This is a genomic window from Burkholderia sp. MSHR3999, assembly GCF_000833595.1.
In the GTDB taxonomy this organism is placed as follows: domain Bacteria; phylum Pseudomonadota; class Gammaproteobacteria; order Burkholderiales; family Burkholderiaceae; genus Burkholderia; species Burkholderia ubonensis.
Genome location: NZ_JRFO01000007.1, coordinates 1533356 through 1550026, shown reverse-complemented (window position 1 = coordinate 1550026; position 16671 = coordinate 1533356). Strand labels below are relative to the sequence as shown.

Genomic DNA, 16671 nt, shown 5'->3' with positions numbered 1-16671 from the left:
GAGGCCGTGCGCCGGACGCGTTACAGGCAGGCGTTGATGTCGCCTGCGGCATCGGCGCCCGCACCGCTGCCGGCACGGAAGCCGACCCAGGTCTTCGCGCCCGCGGTCTGGGCCGGGCGCACCAGCGCGGCCGCGCCGTTCGGCGGTTGCTGGCCCGGCGCGTAGACATCGGTCGCGAGGCCATTCGCGAGCACGTACTGCGAGACGACCTGTTGCTGGGATTTGTCTGCCCAGGTTTTCGCGATGCACGCCGAGACTTCCTGAGCAGGTTTCTGGCTTTGTCCCACGTTTTGCACGGCAGGCGACGGATCGGCCGCGTGAGCGGAAATTGCGATAGTCAGTGCGATGAGCGGTAAGTATTTCACGTTATCTCCCTCGGGTCGTGATTGATTGAGTGGGATGCGCAGCAGAACTGCACAAGTGAGATCGCACAGCGCGGATCGGGTTCAAGCAATTGCGCAACAAGATGTTAACGCGCTTGCCAAACGGCTGATCCAGTGCCGCGCCCTGGTCGTCTCGCTGCCCGAGCGTGGGATGGGTGAAGGGTCGCCGCGTGCGGCATTCGTGCGAATGCCGCGCGTCGACTCGTTATCGTGGGATGGATGATTGCAGGCCCCGTCGCATGGAGCCCATGATGACAAACTTTCGCAGATCGAACTGTCAAGCAAGTTCAAATGCGCGGGTCAACCGGCCTTGCGCGCGTTGGCCGGCACGATCGGGCGGAAGCGCTCGCGCTTGTGTTCGTCGTCGAAGTGCTGGAGCGCCGGCTTGATCAGGTCGCTGCGCGACACGAGGCCGGTCATGCGCAGCGATTGCGCGTCGTCGACGACCGGCAGCCGCTCGAGGCCGTGCACCGCGAGACGCGTCGCGACGAGGCGGCACGTTTCATGCGCGAGTGCGACCACGGGTGCGCGATCGGCCAGCACGTCCGCGATCGGCGTGCCGGGCGCGCGGCTCGCGCGCTGCGCGTCGAGCAGCGCGCGATCGACGACGCCGAGCAGGCGGCCGTCCTGCACGACCGGATACGCGCGGTGCGTCTGCCGCGCGCCGAAGAACGTTGCATCGACCTCCGCGAGCGTCGTCGCGGCATCGATCGCGACGATCGCATCGGCGCGCGTCATCACTTCGGCGACGTCGTGCCGCTCGAGCGGATCGACGCCGTATTCGCGATAGATGTGATAGCCGCGGCGCGCGATCTTCTCGGTCATGATCGAACGCTTCATCACGACGGTCGCGAAGCCGTGCGCGACGAGCGTCGCCGCGAGCAGCGGCAGCAGCGCGTTGGTGTCGTGCGTGAGGCCGAACGCGAACACGATCGCCGTCAGCGGCGCGCCGAGCGTGGCGCCGAGCGTCGCGGCCATGCAGACGAGCGGCCACAGCGCCGGATCGCCGCCCGGCAGCACCGGCGCGAGCACGGTGCCGAGCCCCGCGCCGAGCATCAGCAGCGGCGCGAGCACGCCGCCCGACGTGCCGGAGCCGAGCGCGATCACCCACATCACCGCCTTGACGACCAGCAGCGCGAGCGCGATCTGCAGCGCGATGTGCTGATGCAGCAGGTCGCCGATCACGTCGTAGCCGACGCCGAGCGCGCGCGGCTGCAGCCAGCCGCCGACGCCGATCACGATCGCGCCGAGCGCGGGCCACCACATCCAGTGCACGGGCAGCTTCGCGAACGCGTCCTCGACGCGGTAGAGCGCGGCCGACAGCCCGCACGCGAGCATCCCGGACAGCAGGCCCGCGACCACGCACGACAGCAGCGCGACCGGCGACGGCGCGGCGGTCGTCAGCGGAAACAGCGGCTCGACGCCGAAGAACACCGCGCGCGCGAAGCCGGCGACCGCGCACGCGAGCGCGACCGGCAGGAAGCTGCGCGGGCGCCATTCGAACAGCAGCAGCTCGACCGCGAGCAGCACCGCGGCGACCGGCGTGCCGAACACGGCGGTCATGCCGGCCGCCGCGCCTGCGACGAGCAGCGTCTTGCGCTCCGCGGCGGTGACCTTCACGCACTGTGCGATCAGCGAGCCGAGCGCGCCGCCCGTCATGATGATCGGCCCCTCGGCGCCGAACGGGCCGCCGCTGCCGATCACGACGCCGGACGACAGCGGCTTGAGCACCGCGACCTTCGGCGACATGCGGCTCTTGCCGAACAGGATCGCCTCGATCGCCTCCGGGATGCCGTGGCCGCGGATCTTTTCCGAACCGAAGCGCGCCATCATCCCGACGATCAGCCCGCCGATCACCGGCACCGCGATTACCCACGCGCCGAGCGCGTTGCCGGCCGGCGAATGGTCGGCGAACGAGAACCGCTGGAAGAAGAACAGGTTCGTGAACAGGTGGATCAGGCTCAACAGCACGAACGCCGCGAGCGTGCTGAGCACGCCGATCACGGCGGCGAGCAGCGCTATCCGGGGCAGGCGGTCGTTGGTCGCGAAATCGCGTTTGTGCGGGGCGTTCATCGTGTCGGACGTCGGCGTCAGTAATCGAGTTGGGGAACCTGGAATGCGCCCTTGAGCGATTTCAGCTCGGCGCGGTGCATCGCCGCGAGGCGCGCGAGCAGGGTTTCGCCGGCGGCTTCGAGATGGACCTCGACTTGGCGGCGGTCGGTGTCGCTCGGCTTGCGCTTCACGAGCCCGAGCGCTTCGCAGCGCGACACGAGCGCGACGACGCCGTGATGCTGCGCCTGCAGGCGTTCCGCGAGCTCGCCGATGGTCGCCCATTCGCGCTGCGGATAGCCCTTGATGTGCAGCAGCAGCAGGTATTGCAGCGGCGTCACGCCTTCGCTTTGCGCGGCGCGCTCGGAGAAGCGCTCGAAGCGGCGCATCTGGTAGCGGAATTCGGAGAGCTGCTCGAAATCGGATTTGTGCAGCGCGCGTCGGATGTCGGTCATCGTGATGGAGAAGGGAAAACAGTCGAGCGAATATATATCACAACATGATACAAATGCGCGAATTGCACCGGCGGCGGCGGCGCGGAACGCGCCGCGCGGCGGCGTCGGGTCATGCGGCTTCGAGCATCTGCGTTTGCTGGTACAGGCCCGTGACGAGATCGGTCTGGGTAATGATGCCGACGAGCCGGCGCGATGCGTCGACGACCGGAATGTGGTGGTGGCCCGAGTGCGTGAACAGCGGCACGAGCGCCGTGAGCGGCAGCGTCTGCGGCACCGACGCGACGTCGCGGCTCATCACCGTGTCGACGCTCGCCGGCTGGCCGCCGAACGATTCCGGCAGGCGCGCGGACAGGCGCTGCCACAGCGCCGTCGGGCGGCGCAGGTAGCGCGTCAGGTCGGCGCGGGTGACGATGCCGACCAGCCGGCGGTCCGCATCGACGACGGGCAGCGCCTTCACGCGATGGCGGTCGAGCAGCGTGAGGGCGGCCGTCACCGACGTCGACGGCGCGATGCTGATCGCGTCCTTCGTCATCAGGTCGGCGCAGGTGAGCTGGCCGAACGTGCGCGCGTAGGCTTGAAGTTCGGTTTCGCGCAGCAGCGCCTCGAGGTCGTTCGGATCGACGTCGAGCCATTCGCCGCGGCGCTTGAGCACCGCGTCGAGATCCTCGCGCGTGAAGCCGCCGCGTGCGCGCGCCGGCGCGCCGCCCGCCTGCGGCTTCGCATCGGGGCGCACGCCGCCGTGCGGATAGCGGTGGCCCGTCAGCGCGTGGTAGACGAGCGCCGCCGACAGCAGGATCGCCGATTGCAGCGCGATCGGCTCGAGCACGAAGCCGAAGCCGAGCCGGTGGATCGCCGGCCCGCCGAGCACGGCCGTCAGCGCGACCGCGCCCGACGGCGGGTGCACGCAGCGCAGCGCGAACATCCCGCCGATCGCGCACGCGACCGCCACCGCGGCGGCCGTGACCGGATCGGCGATCCACTGCGCGCACGCGACGCCGACCGTCGCCGCGACCAGGTTGCCGCCGATGATCGACCACGGCTGCGCGAGCGGGCTCGCGGGCACCGCGAACAGCAGCACCGCCGACGCGCCCATCGGCGCGACCAGCAGCGGCACGAGCCCCGGCACGCCGGGCACGACCTTCATCGTGAAGCCGACCGTCGCGATGCCGACCAGCGCGCCGGCGCACGAGCGCAGGCGCTCGCGCCAGCCGAGGGTCATCGGAAGAGGGGTGAAGCTGTGCAGCCATTGCTGCAGCGTGCGACGGGACGTGGAGGAGCCGGACGACATGGAATCCGTGAAGAAAGAAGGGGACGATGCGCGCGTGTTGGGGTACGGGGGTGCGGCATTATATCGCGTTGTGATATAAATTGCGGCGCAGCATCGAGGTGTTGCGAGGTGTTGCGGGCGCGCGCCAAGCGATGCTTTCGGGAAGCTTTCGCCGGATGAAAACTTCGGGCGCAGCAGCGCACGTTCGTCCGCAGCGGCGTACAATTCCGCGCACCGATTTCCCCCCGAACGTCCCGACCACGCATGCGATGCCCGCTCTCCCGCCTCTTCTCCGGCATGGGGAATCGCGTCGTCGTGGTTTCCGTCCGTGTTCCGTTCCCCACCTGACGCGAGCGCGGCCGACGCCTTCCCACTTACTTTCCCCCAAGCCAATTCAATGGACATGCTCGAAAACATGCGCCTGTTCGTGCGCGTCGTCGAAGCCGGCAGTTTCACCGCGGTCGCCAAGGAGATCGACGCGACCACCGCGCAGGTGTCGCGCGCCGTCTCGAACCTCGAGGCGCACGTGCAGACGCGCCTGCTGCATCGCACGACGCGCCACCTCGGCCTCACCGAGAGCGGCCAGCGCTATTTCGAGCGCGCGAAATCGATCCTCGCGGAAATCGACTATGCGAACGCGGAGGCGCGCAACGCGCTGCTGCGGCCGACCGGCAAGATGCGCATCCACGCGATGACGGGGCTCGGGCAGAGCCACGTCGTGTCGTCGATCGTCCGCTACCAGGAGGACAACCCGGACGTGTCGGTCGAGCTGACGCTCGCGCAGCGGATGCCGAATCTGGTCGAGGAAGGCTACGACGTGTCGATCGTCACCGCGTCGCAACTGCCGGATTCGGGTTATGTCGCGCAAACCTGCGGCACGAGCTGCAGCGTGCTCGTCGCGTCGCGCGAATACCTCGCGCGGCACGGCACGCCGCAGACGCCGGAAGACCTGCCGAAGCACACCTGCCTGCGGCTCGACACGCCGGCGTCGCCGGCCAGCGAATGGCGGCTCGAGCACAAGGACGGCGACGAGCAGGTGTTCGAGCTGCCGCCCGCGCCGTTCCAGGTCAACGTGCCGGACGCGCTGTGCGTTGCCGTGCGCGCCGGGCGCGGGATCGCGTGCGTCGCGTTGTATACGGTGCTCGACGATATCCGCGAGGGGCGGCTGATCCGCGTGCTGCCGGAATACCGGCTGCAGACGCTGAGCGTCTACGCGGTGTACGCGACGCGCCGCTATCTCGACGCGAAGATCCGCACCTTCCTCGAACACCTGCGCACGACGCTCACGCCCGCGCTGGAGGAAGACCTGCGCGAGCTGGACCGGCTGACCGTCGAGCACGCGCCGGACGGCCGCAAGCGCGCGTGAGCGTGGCGCCGTCGGCGGAGTGCGGCGATGCCCGCGCATCACGAGCCAATCGATCGATCCGGCATCTGAATGATTGAATTGCACCCGCTCCGCTGCTTCGTCGCGGTCGCCGAGGAACTGCATTTCGGCCGCGCGGCGCAGCGGCTCTTCATGACGCAGCCGCCGCTCAGCCGGCAGATCCAGCTGCTCGAGCACGTGCTCGGCATCGCGCTGCTCGAACGCAGCAGCCGGCCGAGCTGTATCTCGCGTGGCGCACGGACGAGGACAACCCCGCGTTGCCGCGCTTCAACGCGATGGTCGACGCGTTTTTCGCCGAGCGTGCGGAAGACGGGATGGTGTGACGCGGCGTGGTTGCATGGCACACTTCGGTCCGAAGCATTTCGCACCACCGAAGACGGAATCAGACGATGCTGATCGACGCCATCCGGAATTTCTGCGCCCGCTTGAAGCGGGAGATCGCGGCGGCCGCGACGCGGCAACAAGGCGATGCGCCGCCGGCGAAGCCGAAGGCGAAGCCACGACGAGCCGGCAAGAAGAAGCTGACCCGGCATCAAAAGGCGACGGCGGATCTCGCACGGCGGCAGATGGCGAAGGGCGTCGCCGTGCCGCAACGGCGTGACGACGCGCGCGAGGGTTTTGACTTGATAGGCGCGCAGATGGACATGCAGAACGCGCGCCGGGAAAACCACGATCTGGACTGGATCGGGGATATCGTCGACGCTGTCGTCGACAAACCGGCGAACGATGCGTCGTCGAAATAAGACCAATAACGAGGGCACAGATTGATCTGGTTGCTTTACCTGATTCCCGCCGCGATCGCGGCGTGGGTGGTGGTGTCGCGCTACGGCTTGCTGGCCGGCGGCGCAACAGCGGTCGCGGTGCTGATCGCACAGACCGCCATCCTGTCGAGGCTCGCGAAACGCGACGCGTCGGTCGAACCGCGCGTCGATCGCGACGCGGCGCAGTTCAAAAGACTGGCTGTACCAGGCGGCGCCCGTCATCTGTTCAATGAACTCCGGCATGTGATCGAACAATACGTGGACGTCGACGCCGGAACCGACGGCTCGGCCGCGTCGACGACGGACGATGACGACGCGCTCGTCGTGTTTCGCACGCGCGATCGCGCATGGTCCGGATTGCGTTGCGGCGGCGACAGCTTCCGCTTTCGCCACGGCGCGATCACCACCCTCGGAATCTTCGCGATCGATTCGGTTCGCGAGCCCGGCACCGGCTCATGCCAGGGGCTGCTGTGGTTCGACGTGAAGCCGCGCAACATGCCCGCCGAAGTCAACGGTCCCTACGTGAAGCGCGCATTCTTCGAGCTCGGTCCGGACTGCCGCGACAGCCTCGAGCCGATGCGCGCATGGGTGCCCGCGCTCGAGGCAATCGCGACGACGGTCGGCGCGAAGTTCGACGTCGTCGTTCATTCGGACGTTTGACGACCCGCGGGCAGTCATGCCGTTTTTCAGGAGGACATTCGATGGCGCATCGCCTGTATCTGTACAACCTCGACGACGTCGGCCGGACCAGCGCGCCATGCCTGGGCATGGTCGAATGGAACTACGACTTTCCGACCGTACTGAGCCCGTTGCTGTCGTCGTCGCCGTTCCTGGCGCGCAACCGCTGCAACGACACCGGCGAGGCCGACGGCCTCTATGCCGACGCGGCGGGCGGCAAGGCGCTGATGGCGCGGCTCTATGCGTTCCTGGAGCGCCACGCCGAGCGCCTGATCGACGATCCCGACGCGTTCCGCGAAGCGAAGCGGAAGATTCTCGCGTTCCTCGGCAATCGCGCCGTGCATCGCTACTTCCATCTCGACGCATGGGACGTGTTCAACCTGTCCGACGAGACGCACGCGGGCCAGGCGCAGGCGCTGCTGGCGCGCATCGAACGCGACAACGCGCGGATCCGCGCCGCGATCGACGCGGACGATCCCGCGCTGCTCGACGCTTGCGAAGGGCTGGCATGCGAGGACGTGACGAGCTTCCGCGAGCTGATCAATCAGCCGCACTACGACTACGGCTGGGAGCCGCTGACGTCGATCATCTACGACGAAGCGCTGGTGTTCGAGCAGGACGGGCGGCAGGGCGTGATGGCGGTGACGGGCGAGGTGCTCGCGCCGGCGCGCTATGACGAGATCGGCGAGTTCGATGCCTGGACGGACGTCGCGATCGTCAGGCAGGGCGACCGGTACGGCCACGTCGACACGACGGGGCGGGAGATCACGCCCGTGCGGTACGAGCAGGTGTGGGCGTTCTGGCATGGCGAGTTCGCGCGGGTCAAGCGGGACGGCAAGTTCGGCGTCGTCGATCGTCACGGCGTGGAGGTGGTGCCGTGCCGTTACGCGGAATTGACGGTCTTGCTCCATTTCGGCGAATGCTGTTGGGCAGCGCGCGAGCAGGCGCTGTGGGGTGTCGTCGACGCCGTGGGGCAATGGCGGCTGCCGGCCGAATTCGACGCGATCGACCATTCGACCGGCGTGATCTTCACGACACCCGCCGGCAGGACCGTGCCGGACGTCTATACCCGTCGCCTGGTGCGGGTGGGGAGTGCGCCGCAAGAGCAGGTCGAGGTCGTCGAGGCGAGCGACGTAAACGGCGGCAAGGCGTTTCGTTACCTGTTGCCGCAAGCCGGCGAAGACGGCGTGGCGCGCAGTGCGCTCGTCGACGAGAACGGCCATGCGCTGATCGCGCCCGGGGCGGTCGACGAGATCGCGACGTTCGCGCTCGGGGTGCTGCTGCGCTTTCGGCGCGGCGGGTGCTGGGGCATCGTCGATGTCGACGGCGTGGAGCGAAGCGCTGCGCGTTACGAGAGCCTGAGCCGGGCAGGCGTGCGGGACGGATGGCTGGCGATCGGCTTTCGCGACGGCAGCGCGTGGGTGGTGCACGACGACGGCGGCGAGGCGCCGCTGCCGCCCGCCGTCGCGAGCGAGCTGGCCGGGTATGACGACGCGAGCCTGTTCGACGATGCGCAGCGACGCGCATTGGCGCGCACGGCGTCGGGCGGCGGCTGTTGAGCGTCGCGCATCCACGCGGGAGATGTCACGCGCGCCGGGATTCAGTACACTGCCCCTTTTTGCGATAACGGGACATCGGCCGGTGCCCCGGATCGTATCGCCGCGTGCGCCGGGACGACCCGGCGCAGCCATCACTCGAAGAAAGACAACATCATGAGAGAACGTCCGCGCCATCTGCAGGGATTGCGGCAGGGCCTGCGCGTGCTGGCCTTCGCCGCGCTTGCCTGGATCGCCGTCCTGCTGGCCGCGCAACCGGCCTTCGCCGACGCCTTCGACAGCGCCGCCGAAGCGCAACGCTACCGCGCGTGGCTCGCGCAATTCGAGGCCGATTTCACGACGCTGCAGCAACGCAGCGCGTCCGGCGGGCCGATTTCCGACGACGAGTTCGAGCGGATCTTCGCGAAATCCGTCGTGCCGAAATCACGCGCGGTGCCGCTGCTGAAAACGGTCGCCGAGCATGCCGGCATCAGCGCGGGCGCGGGCTTCGCGGTCGCGGGCGCCGGCCGCATCTTCTTCGACGTGTTGCGCGAATCGGTGCCGGCGGGCGAAGGCGGAATCTATCCGGAGACCGATCCGAAGATCGCGGCGCGCGACCTGACCGTGTGGTACATGCACATCGGCACCGGCGGCGAGACCGCGGAACGCTACTTCAGCGATCCGAAGCGATTCAAGCCATACCATCTGCCGCCGCCGGGGACGCTCGAACGGAACGCCTATCCGTTCCTGCTGATGGACGACCGGCACGGCGCACTGCGGCTCGGCGGCGTCAGCGCCGAATTCTGGAACCTGATTGCGACGCTTCATGGCACACAATTCCAATAACGTTCGCCGGCGCCTGCGCGCCCATGCGTTCGCACTGGCGGCCGGCCTCGCGGCCGCGCCGTTCGCCCACGCGGTGTGCGATCCGTCCGACGCCGCGCTGGCCGCGATGACGTCCGTCGCGGTGGATTTTCCGCTGGACGACGCCGGCGCGCTGCTCGGGCTGGATGGTTCGCGCGTCAAGTCGTCGGACCTCGACGATCCGCTGCGCGTCACGCTCGACGCTCGCGCGCGCCCGACGCTGTGGGCGGAGCAGGTCGACTGGTCCGCCTACCGCCTGCCGGGCAAGCGCGTTGGCCCGACCACGCTGTTTTTCGACCAGGCGGCGGATGGCACGCGCCATCTGTGCCGCGTCGAGCAAAACGGGTTCACCGACGCGTTCGAGGACAAGCGCGAAGCGCTGCTGACCCGCGAGGAAAGCGATCGCTACGCGTACGACCGGCGGCATGGCGGGGCCGGCAATCGCGCCGCCGACGCGCGCGCGGCGGAGCCGGGCGATTACCGGCTCGAACGCAAGCTCGTGCTGCATTACGACAGCGCCGGGCGGCTGGCCGGCTTCGACACCTTCAGCCGCGACCGCGACGCCGGCGAACGCACGCCGCCGGCGCAGACCGGCCGCGTTTGCCTGCGCTACGACGCGCACGGCTGGCTGGCGGCGTCGGGCGCCGACGTGTGCGACGGCCGCGCCGGCGATCAGGCTGGGCTCGTCTACGTGCATGACGCCGACGGCCGCCTGCTGCGCGTGATACGGCGCGAAGACGGCGCCGTGCGGGTGCAAACTTTCGATGCGCAGGGCAAGCCGGGCGCGCTTTATCTCGCGTCGTCCGGGCAGAAGGCGCTGCCGCATCGCTTGCCGGAGATCCGCGGCGCGTACACGTACAGCCTGTCCGATCGCGAGCAGCGCACGCTGGTGCTCGACGGCCCGAATTGGACGATTCCACCTGTCGATTCCGACGATTACGCGTGGCGTTTCCTGCTGTTGCCGGGCGACGAGTCGGCCGGCGGCATCATTGCGTTCAGGGACGACGAGCTGCAGCTGCTCGCGGCCGGCAAGAGCGGCCGGAACGGCGGCGCGATCCGCCTGAGCGCGGCGCAGAAGCGCAGGATCTGGGAAGCCGCGCGCGACCGGCCGGGGCGTGTGATCTGGAACTACGCGCCGGGACAGGATCTCGTCGTGGTCGCGGCGATGCCGGACGCGGTGTGGCGGCAGTGTGCGGGAGCGTCCGACCGGACGCCGGACGCATGCGGGAAAGCGGGCGCCGCCGCGCGCAACCCATGACGTGGGCGGGACGCGGCCTTCAGCGTCCTCGCCTGACCGGACAGGCGGCTTTCAGTCGAGCGGCCTGATCGCGCGCGCCGCGCAACGGCAGGCGAAGGGGATCGCCTTCGCCTTCGACGTCGATCCGGAGTTCCCGGTCGTCGTCGAACAGGCGATAGAACCGCGCGCGGTCGGTGATTTCCGCGACGGCGTACATGTCGAGATCGGACGGCGCGAGGGCGCCGCGGCTTGAAACGCGCGCGCTGTTCGACGCAAACGTGACGCGCACGCGCTGGCCGTCATGCCGATCGGCGCCGTTCACCAGCACCGAGGCCCGAAGCCGCCCGGCTTCGCAGATCACGTAGAGCACGTTGCCGTCGGTGTCCATGTCGCCGTAATACAGCAACGGATCGTCGAAATGCCAGGCTCCGATGGCATCGTCCGGCGCGCCGGCCGGCTGCGCGTGCCCCACGGACAGGTGCAGCGTCAGCAGGATGCCGAGCAGCCGGACGGGAAGGTTTCGCATCACGCTTGATCAGTGCGTGACCGACAGGAACAGATAGGCGGCGAACAGCGACAGGTGCACGACGCCGTGCAGCACGGTCGTGCGTCCGGCGCTGAGCGTCAGCGTGCTGACGAGCAGCGTCAGCGACAGCAGCACGGTTTCCATCGCGCCGATGCCGAGCGTGAGCGGCTGGCCGACCCAGATGAACACCGCGGCGACCGTCGGAATCGTGAGCCCGATGCTCGCGAGCGCCGAGCCGAGCGCGAGGTTCATGCTGGTCTGCAGGCGATTCGCGCGCGCCGCGGCGACGGCCGCGAGCCCTTCGGGCAGCAGCACGAGCGCGGCGATCACGATGCCGACCGCGGCTTCCGGCAGGCCGAGCTGCAGCACCGCGTGCTCGACGGCCGGCGACAGCAGCTTCGCGAGCAGCACGACCGCGACGAGGCTGACGAACAGCAGCAGCAGGCTGACCAGCGCGGTGCGGCTGCTCGGCGGCGCCGCGTGGACGGATTCGTTCGCGCTGTCGTGGTCGGCGAGGAAGTAGTCGCGGTGGCGCACGGTCTGCACGAACACGAACACGCCGTACAGCACCAGCGACGACACGCCCGCGAATGCGAGCTGCGACCGCGAAAACAGCGGGCCCGGCGCGGCGCTCAGGTAGTTCGGCATCACGAGCGACAGCACCGACAGCGACGCGAGCACCGCGAGCGCCTTGCTCGCGCCGCGCCCCTGGAAGTCCTGCTCGCCGTGCCGCCAGGCGCCGACGAGCAGGCACAGGCCGACGATGCCGTTGCAGATGATCATCACCGCGGCGAACACGGTGTCGCGCGCGAGGCCGGATTTCTCGGGGCCCGCGCCGAGCATCACCGATACGATCAGCGCGACTTCGATGACGGTCACGGCGACGGCGAGCACGAGCGTGCCGAACGGTTCGCCGACGCGGTGCGCGACGACTTCGGCATGGTGGACCGCAGCGAACACGGCGCCGGCGAGCGCGGCCGCGAACAGTGCGATGACGAGACCATCGGCCGGCACGACGCGCGACAGCGCGAGCACCAGCCAGGCGGCAAGCGGGGCCCAGAGGGTCCAGCGCGGGAGCAGGTTGGACGACATCGGCATGGAGGGTTTTCCTTATTCGAGTGGCGGCGTTCGATGCGCCGTCACGGGTTGGACGAAGCCCGGCCGGACAACCGCCGAACGAGAGCGATGGAACTGAAAGGCGGCGGCGCGGACAAGCGCCGGGCCGGGTTCGCCGTTGCGACGCGGCAGGTGGCGAGGGGGCCGGAGCCCGTCGCGCCGGCGCCGGTCGCATCGAACCGGTTCGATGCGACTGGCCGCCGGAAGCAGGGCCGGATCGCCGCCCGGCAAGGCCAGCGGCTCTGGTCCGGCCCCGAAGGAATGGCCGGCGATGCGCGGCAATGGCGGCGTGGCATGCGGTTTCTCCCTGAAATCCCGCGGGTTGCGGGATTTTATCAGGCGGATGCGCGCCGCTATCCGAAAATCGAATTCTTACGTTGACCTTTCGGTTCGAAAAAAGTGCCGATGAATTTTCATTTTTCGTCATTGCGGATTCGGTAACGGTCTTTTACGTGACGAATCCGGGCTCGCCCTGACATAAATCTACCGACCGGTCGGTTTATAATCGCCGACATTCCCACTTCCTGACGGATCGCAAGCGATGGCTGTTTTCTCTGCACAATCGGTAAACCCGGGCGCGCTGGCGCCGGCGGCGGTCGTCGGCGTGATCGGCGCGGGCGCGATGGGCGCGGGCATCGCGCAGGTCGCGGCGGCGGCCGGCCATCCGGTACTGCTGTACGACCTGAACGAAGCGGCCTGCGACAAGGCGCTCGCCGGGATTCGCGCGCAGTTCGCGCGTCTCGCGGAGAAGGGCCGGCTCGACCCGGCGCAGGCGCAAGCCGCGGCGAACCGCGTGAGCGCGGTGCGCGCGCTGGCCGACTTCGCGCCCGCCGCGCTGGTCGTCGAGGCGGCGGCCGAGCGGCTCGACGTGAAGCGCGAGATCTTCGCGACGCTCGAACGCCATGTCGACGACGCGTGCCTGCTCGCGACCAACACGTCGTCGATCTCGATCACGGCGATCGCGGCCGGCCTGCGCGCGCCGCAGCGGGTCGCCGGCCTGCATTTCTTCAATCCCGCGCCGCTGATGGCGCTCGTCGAGGTGGTCAGCGGGCTCGCGACCGCGCCCGAGGTCGCGCAGGTGCTGTACGACACCGCCGCCGCGTGGGGCAAGCGGCCGGTGCTGGCGAAGTCGACGCCGGGCTTCATCGTCAACCGGGTCGCGCGGCCGTACTACGCGGAGGCGCTGCGCGTGCTGAACGAGCAGGGCGGCGCGCCCGCGTCGATCGACGCGGTGATGCGCGAAGCGGGCGGATTCCGGATGGGGCCGTTCGAGCTGATGGACCTGATCGGCCACGACGTGAACTTCGCGGTGACCGAATCGGTGTTCCGCGCGTACTTCAACGATCCGCGCTTCACGCCGTCGCTGATCCAGCAGGAACTCGTCAACGCGGGCTTCCTCGGCCGCAAGTCCGGCCGCGGCTTCTATTCGTATGCGGACGGCGCGACGCCGCCTGCGCCGGACGTCGAGCCGCCGTGCGACGCGCCCGCGGCCGTCACGCTGTTCGCGCAGGACGGCCCGGCCGATGCGCTGCGCGCGCGCGTCGCCGAACGCGTGGCCGGCGCGCGGCACGCGGATGCCCATCCCGACGACCTGCTCGCGACGGCCGGCCGCGCGTCGATCGCGCTGACCGACGGCCGCACCGCGACCGAACGGGCCGCGCAGACGGGCGTGGCCGACCTCGTGCTCGTCGACCTCGCACGCGACTACGCGCAGGCCGGGCTCGTCGCGCTGACCCGTGCGCTCCAGTGCAGCGACGCGGCCTATGCGGACGCGGTCGGCCTGTTCCAGCAGGCGGGCTTTCGCGTGGTCGGCCTGGCCGACGTGCCGGGCATGATCGTGATGCGCACCGTCGCGATGCTCGCGAACGAAGCGGCCGACACGGTGAACCAGGGCGTGTGCTCGCCCGCCGACCTCGATCTCGCGATGGAAAAGGGCGTCAACTATCCATGCGGCCCGCTCGCGTGGGCCGACGCGATCGGCATCGCGCGCGTGCATCGCGTGCTGTCGCATCTGGCCGCGAGCTACGGCGAGGATCGCTACCGCGTGTCGCCGCGCATCGCCGCGCTGCGCGCGGCCGGCCGCGCGTTCCGGTCCTGACCGCCGCTTTCCCCCGATCACGATAACGACATCACTCCACTGGAGGAGCTCCCCGATGACTGCCCCGACGCATCCGATGGCCGCGCTCGACCCGATCGAGACCGCGAGCCGCGACGAACTCCAGGCGCTGCAGCTGCAGCGGCTCAAGTGGTCGCTGCGCCACGCGTACGACAACGTCCCGCACTACCGTCGCTCGTTCGACGCGGCGGGTGTGCATCCGGACGACCTGGCGACGCTCGCCGATCTCGCGAAATTCCCGTTCACGACGAAAACCGACTTCCGCGACAACTACCCGTTCGGGCTGTTCGCGGTGCCGCGCCAGCAGGTGGTGCGCGTGCACGCATCGAGCGGCACGACCGGCAAGCCGACCGTGGTCGGCTACACCGCGCGCGACATCGACACCTGGGCGAACGTGATCGCGCGCTCGATCCGCGCAGCGGGCGGCCGCCCCGGCGACACGCTGCACAACGCGTTCGGCTACGGGCTGTTCACGGGCGGCCTCGGCATCCATTACGGCGCGGAGCGGCTCGGCTGCATGGTCGTGCCGATGTCGGGCGGGCAGACCGAGAAGCAGGTGCAGCTGATCCGCGATTTCGAGCCGAGGATCATCCTCGTCACGCCGTCGTACATGCTGAACCTGATCGACGAGATGGTGCGGCAGGGCATGGACCCGGCCGAGTCGTCGCTGAAGATCGGCATCTTCGGCGCCGAGCCGTGGACGCAGGCGCTGCGCGAGGAAGTGCAGGCGCGCGCCGGCATCGACGCGCTCGACATCTATGGGCTGTCCGAAGTGATGGGCCCGGGCGTCGCGTGCGAATGCATCGAGACCAAGGACGGCCCGGTGGTCTGGGAAGACCATTTCTATCCCGAGATCATCGACCCGGTGACGGGCGAGGTGCTGCCGGACGGCAGCGAGGGCGAGCTCGTGTTCACGTCGCTGACGAAGGAAGCGATGCCGGTGATCCGCTACCGCACCCGCGACCTGACCGCGCTGCTGCCGCCGACCGCGCGCACGATGCGCCGCCTCGCGAAGATCACCGGCCGTTCGGACGACATGATGATCATCCGCGGCGTGAACGTGTTCCCGAGCCAGATCGAGGAGCTGGTCGTCGCGCAAGCGAAGCTGTCCGGCCAGTATCAGCTGACGATCTCGCGCGACGGCCACATGGACCGGCTCGATCTCGCGGTCGAGCTGCGTTCGGAAGCGGGCGCCGGCGTGCCGGACGGCGAGCGCGCCGCGATCGCGCGCGAGCTGCAGCACCGGATCAAGACGATGGTCGGCGTGTCCGCGGGCGTCACGGTGCTGCCGGCGGGCGGCATTCCGGCGACCGCGACCGGCAAGGCCAGGCGCGTGATCGACCGGCGGCATGCCGCGTGACCCCATTGACTGACCGATTACCTGAGCGACTACCCGAGGAAACCTGTTCGATGGATGGATTGAAGACCCTGGCCGTCAGCGTCGATGCGCGCGGCATCGCGACCGTCGCGCTCGCGCGCGGCGACGTGCTCAACGCGTTCGACGAGACGATGATCGCCGAGCTGACCGACGCGTTCACCGCGCTCGGCGCGCGCGACGACGTGCGCGCGATCGTGCTGCGCTCGGACGGCCGCGCGTTCTGCGCGGGCGCCGACCTGCAATGGATGCAGCGCGCGAGCGCGAACGACGCGGCGGCGAACCTGCGCGACGCGGAGCGCTTCGCGGCGATGATGCGCGCGATCCGGCAGTGCCCGAAACCGACCGTCGCGCGCGTGCAGGGGCATGCGTTCGGCGGCGGCGTCGGCCTGTGCGCCGCGTGCGACATCGTGATCGCGAGCGACCACGCGCGCTTCGCGGTCAGCGAGGCGCGCTTCGGCATCCTGCCGGCCGTGATCGGCCCGTATCTGGTCGAGGCGGTCGGCCAGCGCCAGGCGCGCCGGCTCGCGCTGACCGCGACGCAGTTGAGCGCGGGCGAGGCGGTCGCGATCGGCCTGATTCATCAGGCCGTGCCGCTCGATGCGCTCGACGATGCGCTCGCCAGGACGCTCACGGAGCTGAGCCGCAACGGCCCGCACGCGCTGATGGAGATCAAGCGCTTCTTCGATACGATCGGCGAGTATCCGCCGTCCGACGAACGCGCGGCGTTCACCGCGCAGACGATCTCGCGCGTGCGCGCGACGGACGAAGCGAAGGAAGGCTTCGCCGCGTTCTTCGCGAAGCGGGCGCCGGCCTGGGAGGCGGGCGGCGCGTAAGCGAGGACGCCCGGCGCGGCGGGCTGCCGACGCTCATCCGCCGCGCCGCAATCGGGGACGGTTGCTCTACAATGCGTGACCCGCGGCGC

The 16671-nt window shown here is 69.4% G+C and carries 16 protein-coding genes and 1 pseudogene; 11 read left to right on the top strand and 6 right to left on the bottom strand.

What is annotated here, in order from left to right; translation table 11 throughout:
- Positions 1–20: 20 nt before the first annotated feature.
- From KY49_RS30305 to KY49_RS30290, 4 genes are all read right to left on the bottom strand, one after another.
- Positions 21–365 (bottom strand): hypothetical protein, encoded by a 345-nt coding sequence (locus tag KY49_RS30305; RefSeq protein ID WP_029226202.1) that lies wholly within the window; start codon positions 363–365, stop codon positions 21–23.
- A gap of 318 nt (positions 366–683) precedes the next feature.
- Positions 684–2456, bottom strand: a complete 1773-nt coding sequence (locus tag KY49_RS30300; protein WP_042588012.1) for a chloride channel protein — start codon at positions 2454–2456, stop codon at positions 684–686.
- Between the two features lie 17 nt (positions 2457–2473).
- Positions 2474–2887, bottom strand: coding sequence for a MarR family winged helix-turn-helix transcriptional regulator (locus KY49_RS30295; protein ID WP_042588011.1), 414 nt, complete (start codon positions 2885–2887; stop codon positions 2474–2476).
- A gap of 109 nt (positions 2888–2996) precedes the next feature.
- Positions 2997–4175 (bottom strand): HPP family protein, encoded by a 1179-nt coding sequence (locus tag KY49_RS30290; protein WP_042588010.1) that lies wholly within the window; start codon positions 4173–4175, stop codon positions 2997–2999.
- A 376-nt stretch (positions 4176–4551) separates the two neighbouring features.
- Between KY49_RS30290 and KY49_RS30285 the strand changes: the two genes are divergently transcribed.
- From KY49_RS30285 to KY49_RS30255, 7 genes and pseudogenes are all read left to right on the top strand, one after another.
- Positions 4552–5520, top strand: a complete 969-nt coding sequence (locus KY49_RS30285) for a LysR family transcriptional regulator (RefSeq protein ID WP_042588009.1) — start codon at positions 4552–4554, stop codon at positions 5518–5520.
- 69 nt (positions 5521–5589) lie between these two features.
- Positions 5590–5751: pseudogene (locus KY49_RS36515) on the top strand (LysR family transcriptional regulator); the annotation flags it as partial.
- A 176-nt stretch (positions 5752–5927) separates the two neighbouring features.
- Positions 5928–6281, top strand: coding sequence for a hypothetical protein (locus tag KY49_RS30275; protein WP_042588007.1), 354 nt, complete (start codon positions 5928–5930; stop codon positions 6279–6281).
- Between the two features lie 21 nt (positions 6282–6302).
- Positions 6303–6959: a hypothetical protein gene (locus KY49_RS30270; protein ID WP_042588006.1), complete on the top strand. Its 657-nt coding sequence runs from the start codon at positions 6303–6305 to the stop codon at positions 6957–6959.
- A 41-nt stretch (positions 6960–7000) separates the two neighbouring features.
- Complete coding sequence (locus KY49_RS30265) at positions 7001–8536, top strand: WG repeat-containing protein (RefSeq protein WP_042588005.1); 1536 nt, start codon at positions 7001–7003, stop codon at positions 8534–8536.
- Positions 8537–8689: 153 nt separating this feature from the next.
- The gene (locus KY49_RS30260; RefSeq protein WP_042588004.1) at positions 8690–9358 is read left to right on the top strand and encodes a hypothetical protein; all 669 of its coding nucleotides are present in this window, start codon (positions 8690–8692) and stop codon (positions 9356–9358) included.
- Entirely contained in the window at positions 9339–10634 is a 1296-nt protein-coding gene (locus tag KY49_RS30255) for a hypothetical protein (RefSeq protein ID WP_042588003.1), read from the top strand. The genes KY49_RS30260 and KY49_RS30255 overlap by 20 nt, the downstream gene beginning before the upstream one ends.
- 19 nt (positions 10635–10653) lie before the next feature.
- Here the strand turns inward: KY49_RS30255 and KY49_RS30250 are convergent, their stop codons facing one another.
- Together KY49_RS30250 and KY49_RS30245 are read right to left on the bottom strand one after the other, a co-directional pair.
- Positions 10654–11139, bottom strand: coding sequence for a hypothetical protein (locus KY49_RS30250; RefSeq protein WP_042588002.1), 486 nt, complete (start codon positions 11137–11139; stop codon positions 10654–10656).
- 9 nt (positions 11140–11148) lie between these two features.
- The gene (locus KY49_RS30245) at positions 11149–12237 is read right to left on the bottom strand and encodes a calcium:proton antiporter (RefSeq protein WP_042588001.1); all 1089 of its coding nucleotides are present in this window, start codon (positions 12235–12237) and stop codon (positions 11149–11151) included.
- Positions 12238–12324: 87 nt separating this feature from the next.
- On the opposite strand from KY49_RS30245, the gene KY49_RS30240 reads away from it, so the two are divergent.
- The 4 genes from KY49_RS30240 to KY49_RS30225 all read left to right on the top strand — a co-directional run bounded on the left by KY49_RS30240 (position 12325) and on the right by KY49_RS30225 (position 16582).
- A complete protein-coding gene (locus tag KY49_RS30240) occupies positions 12325–12636 on the top strand; it encodes a hypothetical protein (RefSeq protein WP_156162640.1) in 312 nt (103 codons plus the stop codon).
- A 160-nt stretch (positions 12637–12796) separates the two neighbouring features.
- The gene (locus KY49_RS30235) at positions 12797–14353 is read left to right on the top strand and encodes a 3-hydroxyacyl-CoA dehydrogenase (protein WP_042587999.1); all 1557 of its coding nucleotides are present in this window, start codon (positions 12797–12799) and stop codon (positions 14351–14353) included.
- 55 nt (positions 14354–14408) lie between these two features.
- The gene (paaK, locus tag KY49_RS30230) at positions 14409–15731 is read left to right on the top strand and encodes a phenylacetate--CoA ligase PaaK (protein ID WP_042587998.1); all 1323 of its coding nucleotides are present in this window, start codon (positions 14409–14411) and stop codon (positions 15729–15731) included.
- A gap of 50 nt (positions 15732–15781) precedes the next feature.
- The gene (locus KY49_RS30225) at positions 15782–16582 is read left to right on the top strand and encodes an enoyl-CoA hydratase-related protein (RefSeq protein WP_042587997.1); all 801 of its coding nucleotides are present in this window, start codon (positions 15782–15784) and stop codon (positions 16580–16582) included.
- Positions 16583–16671: the final 89 nt, after the last annotated feature.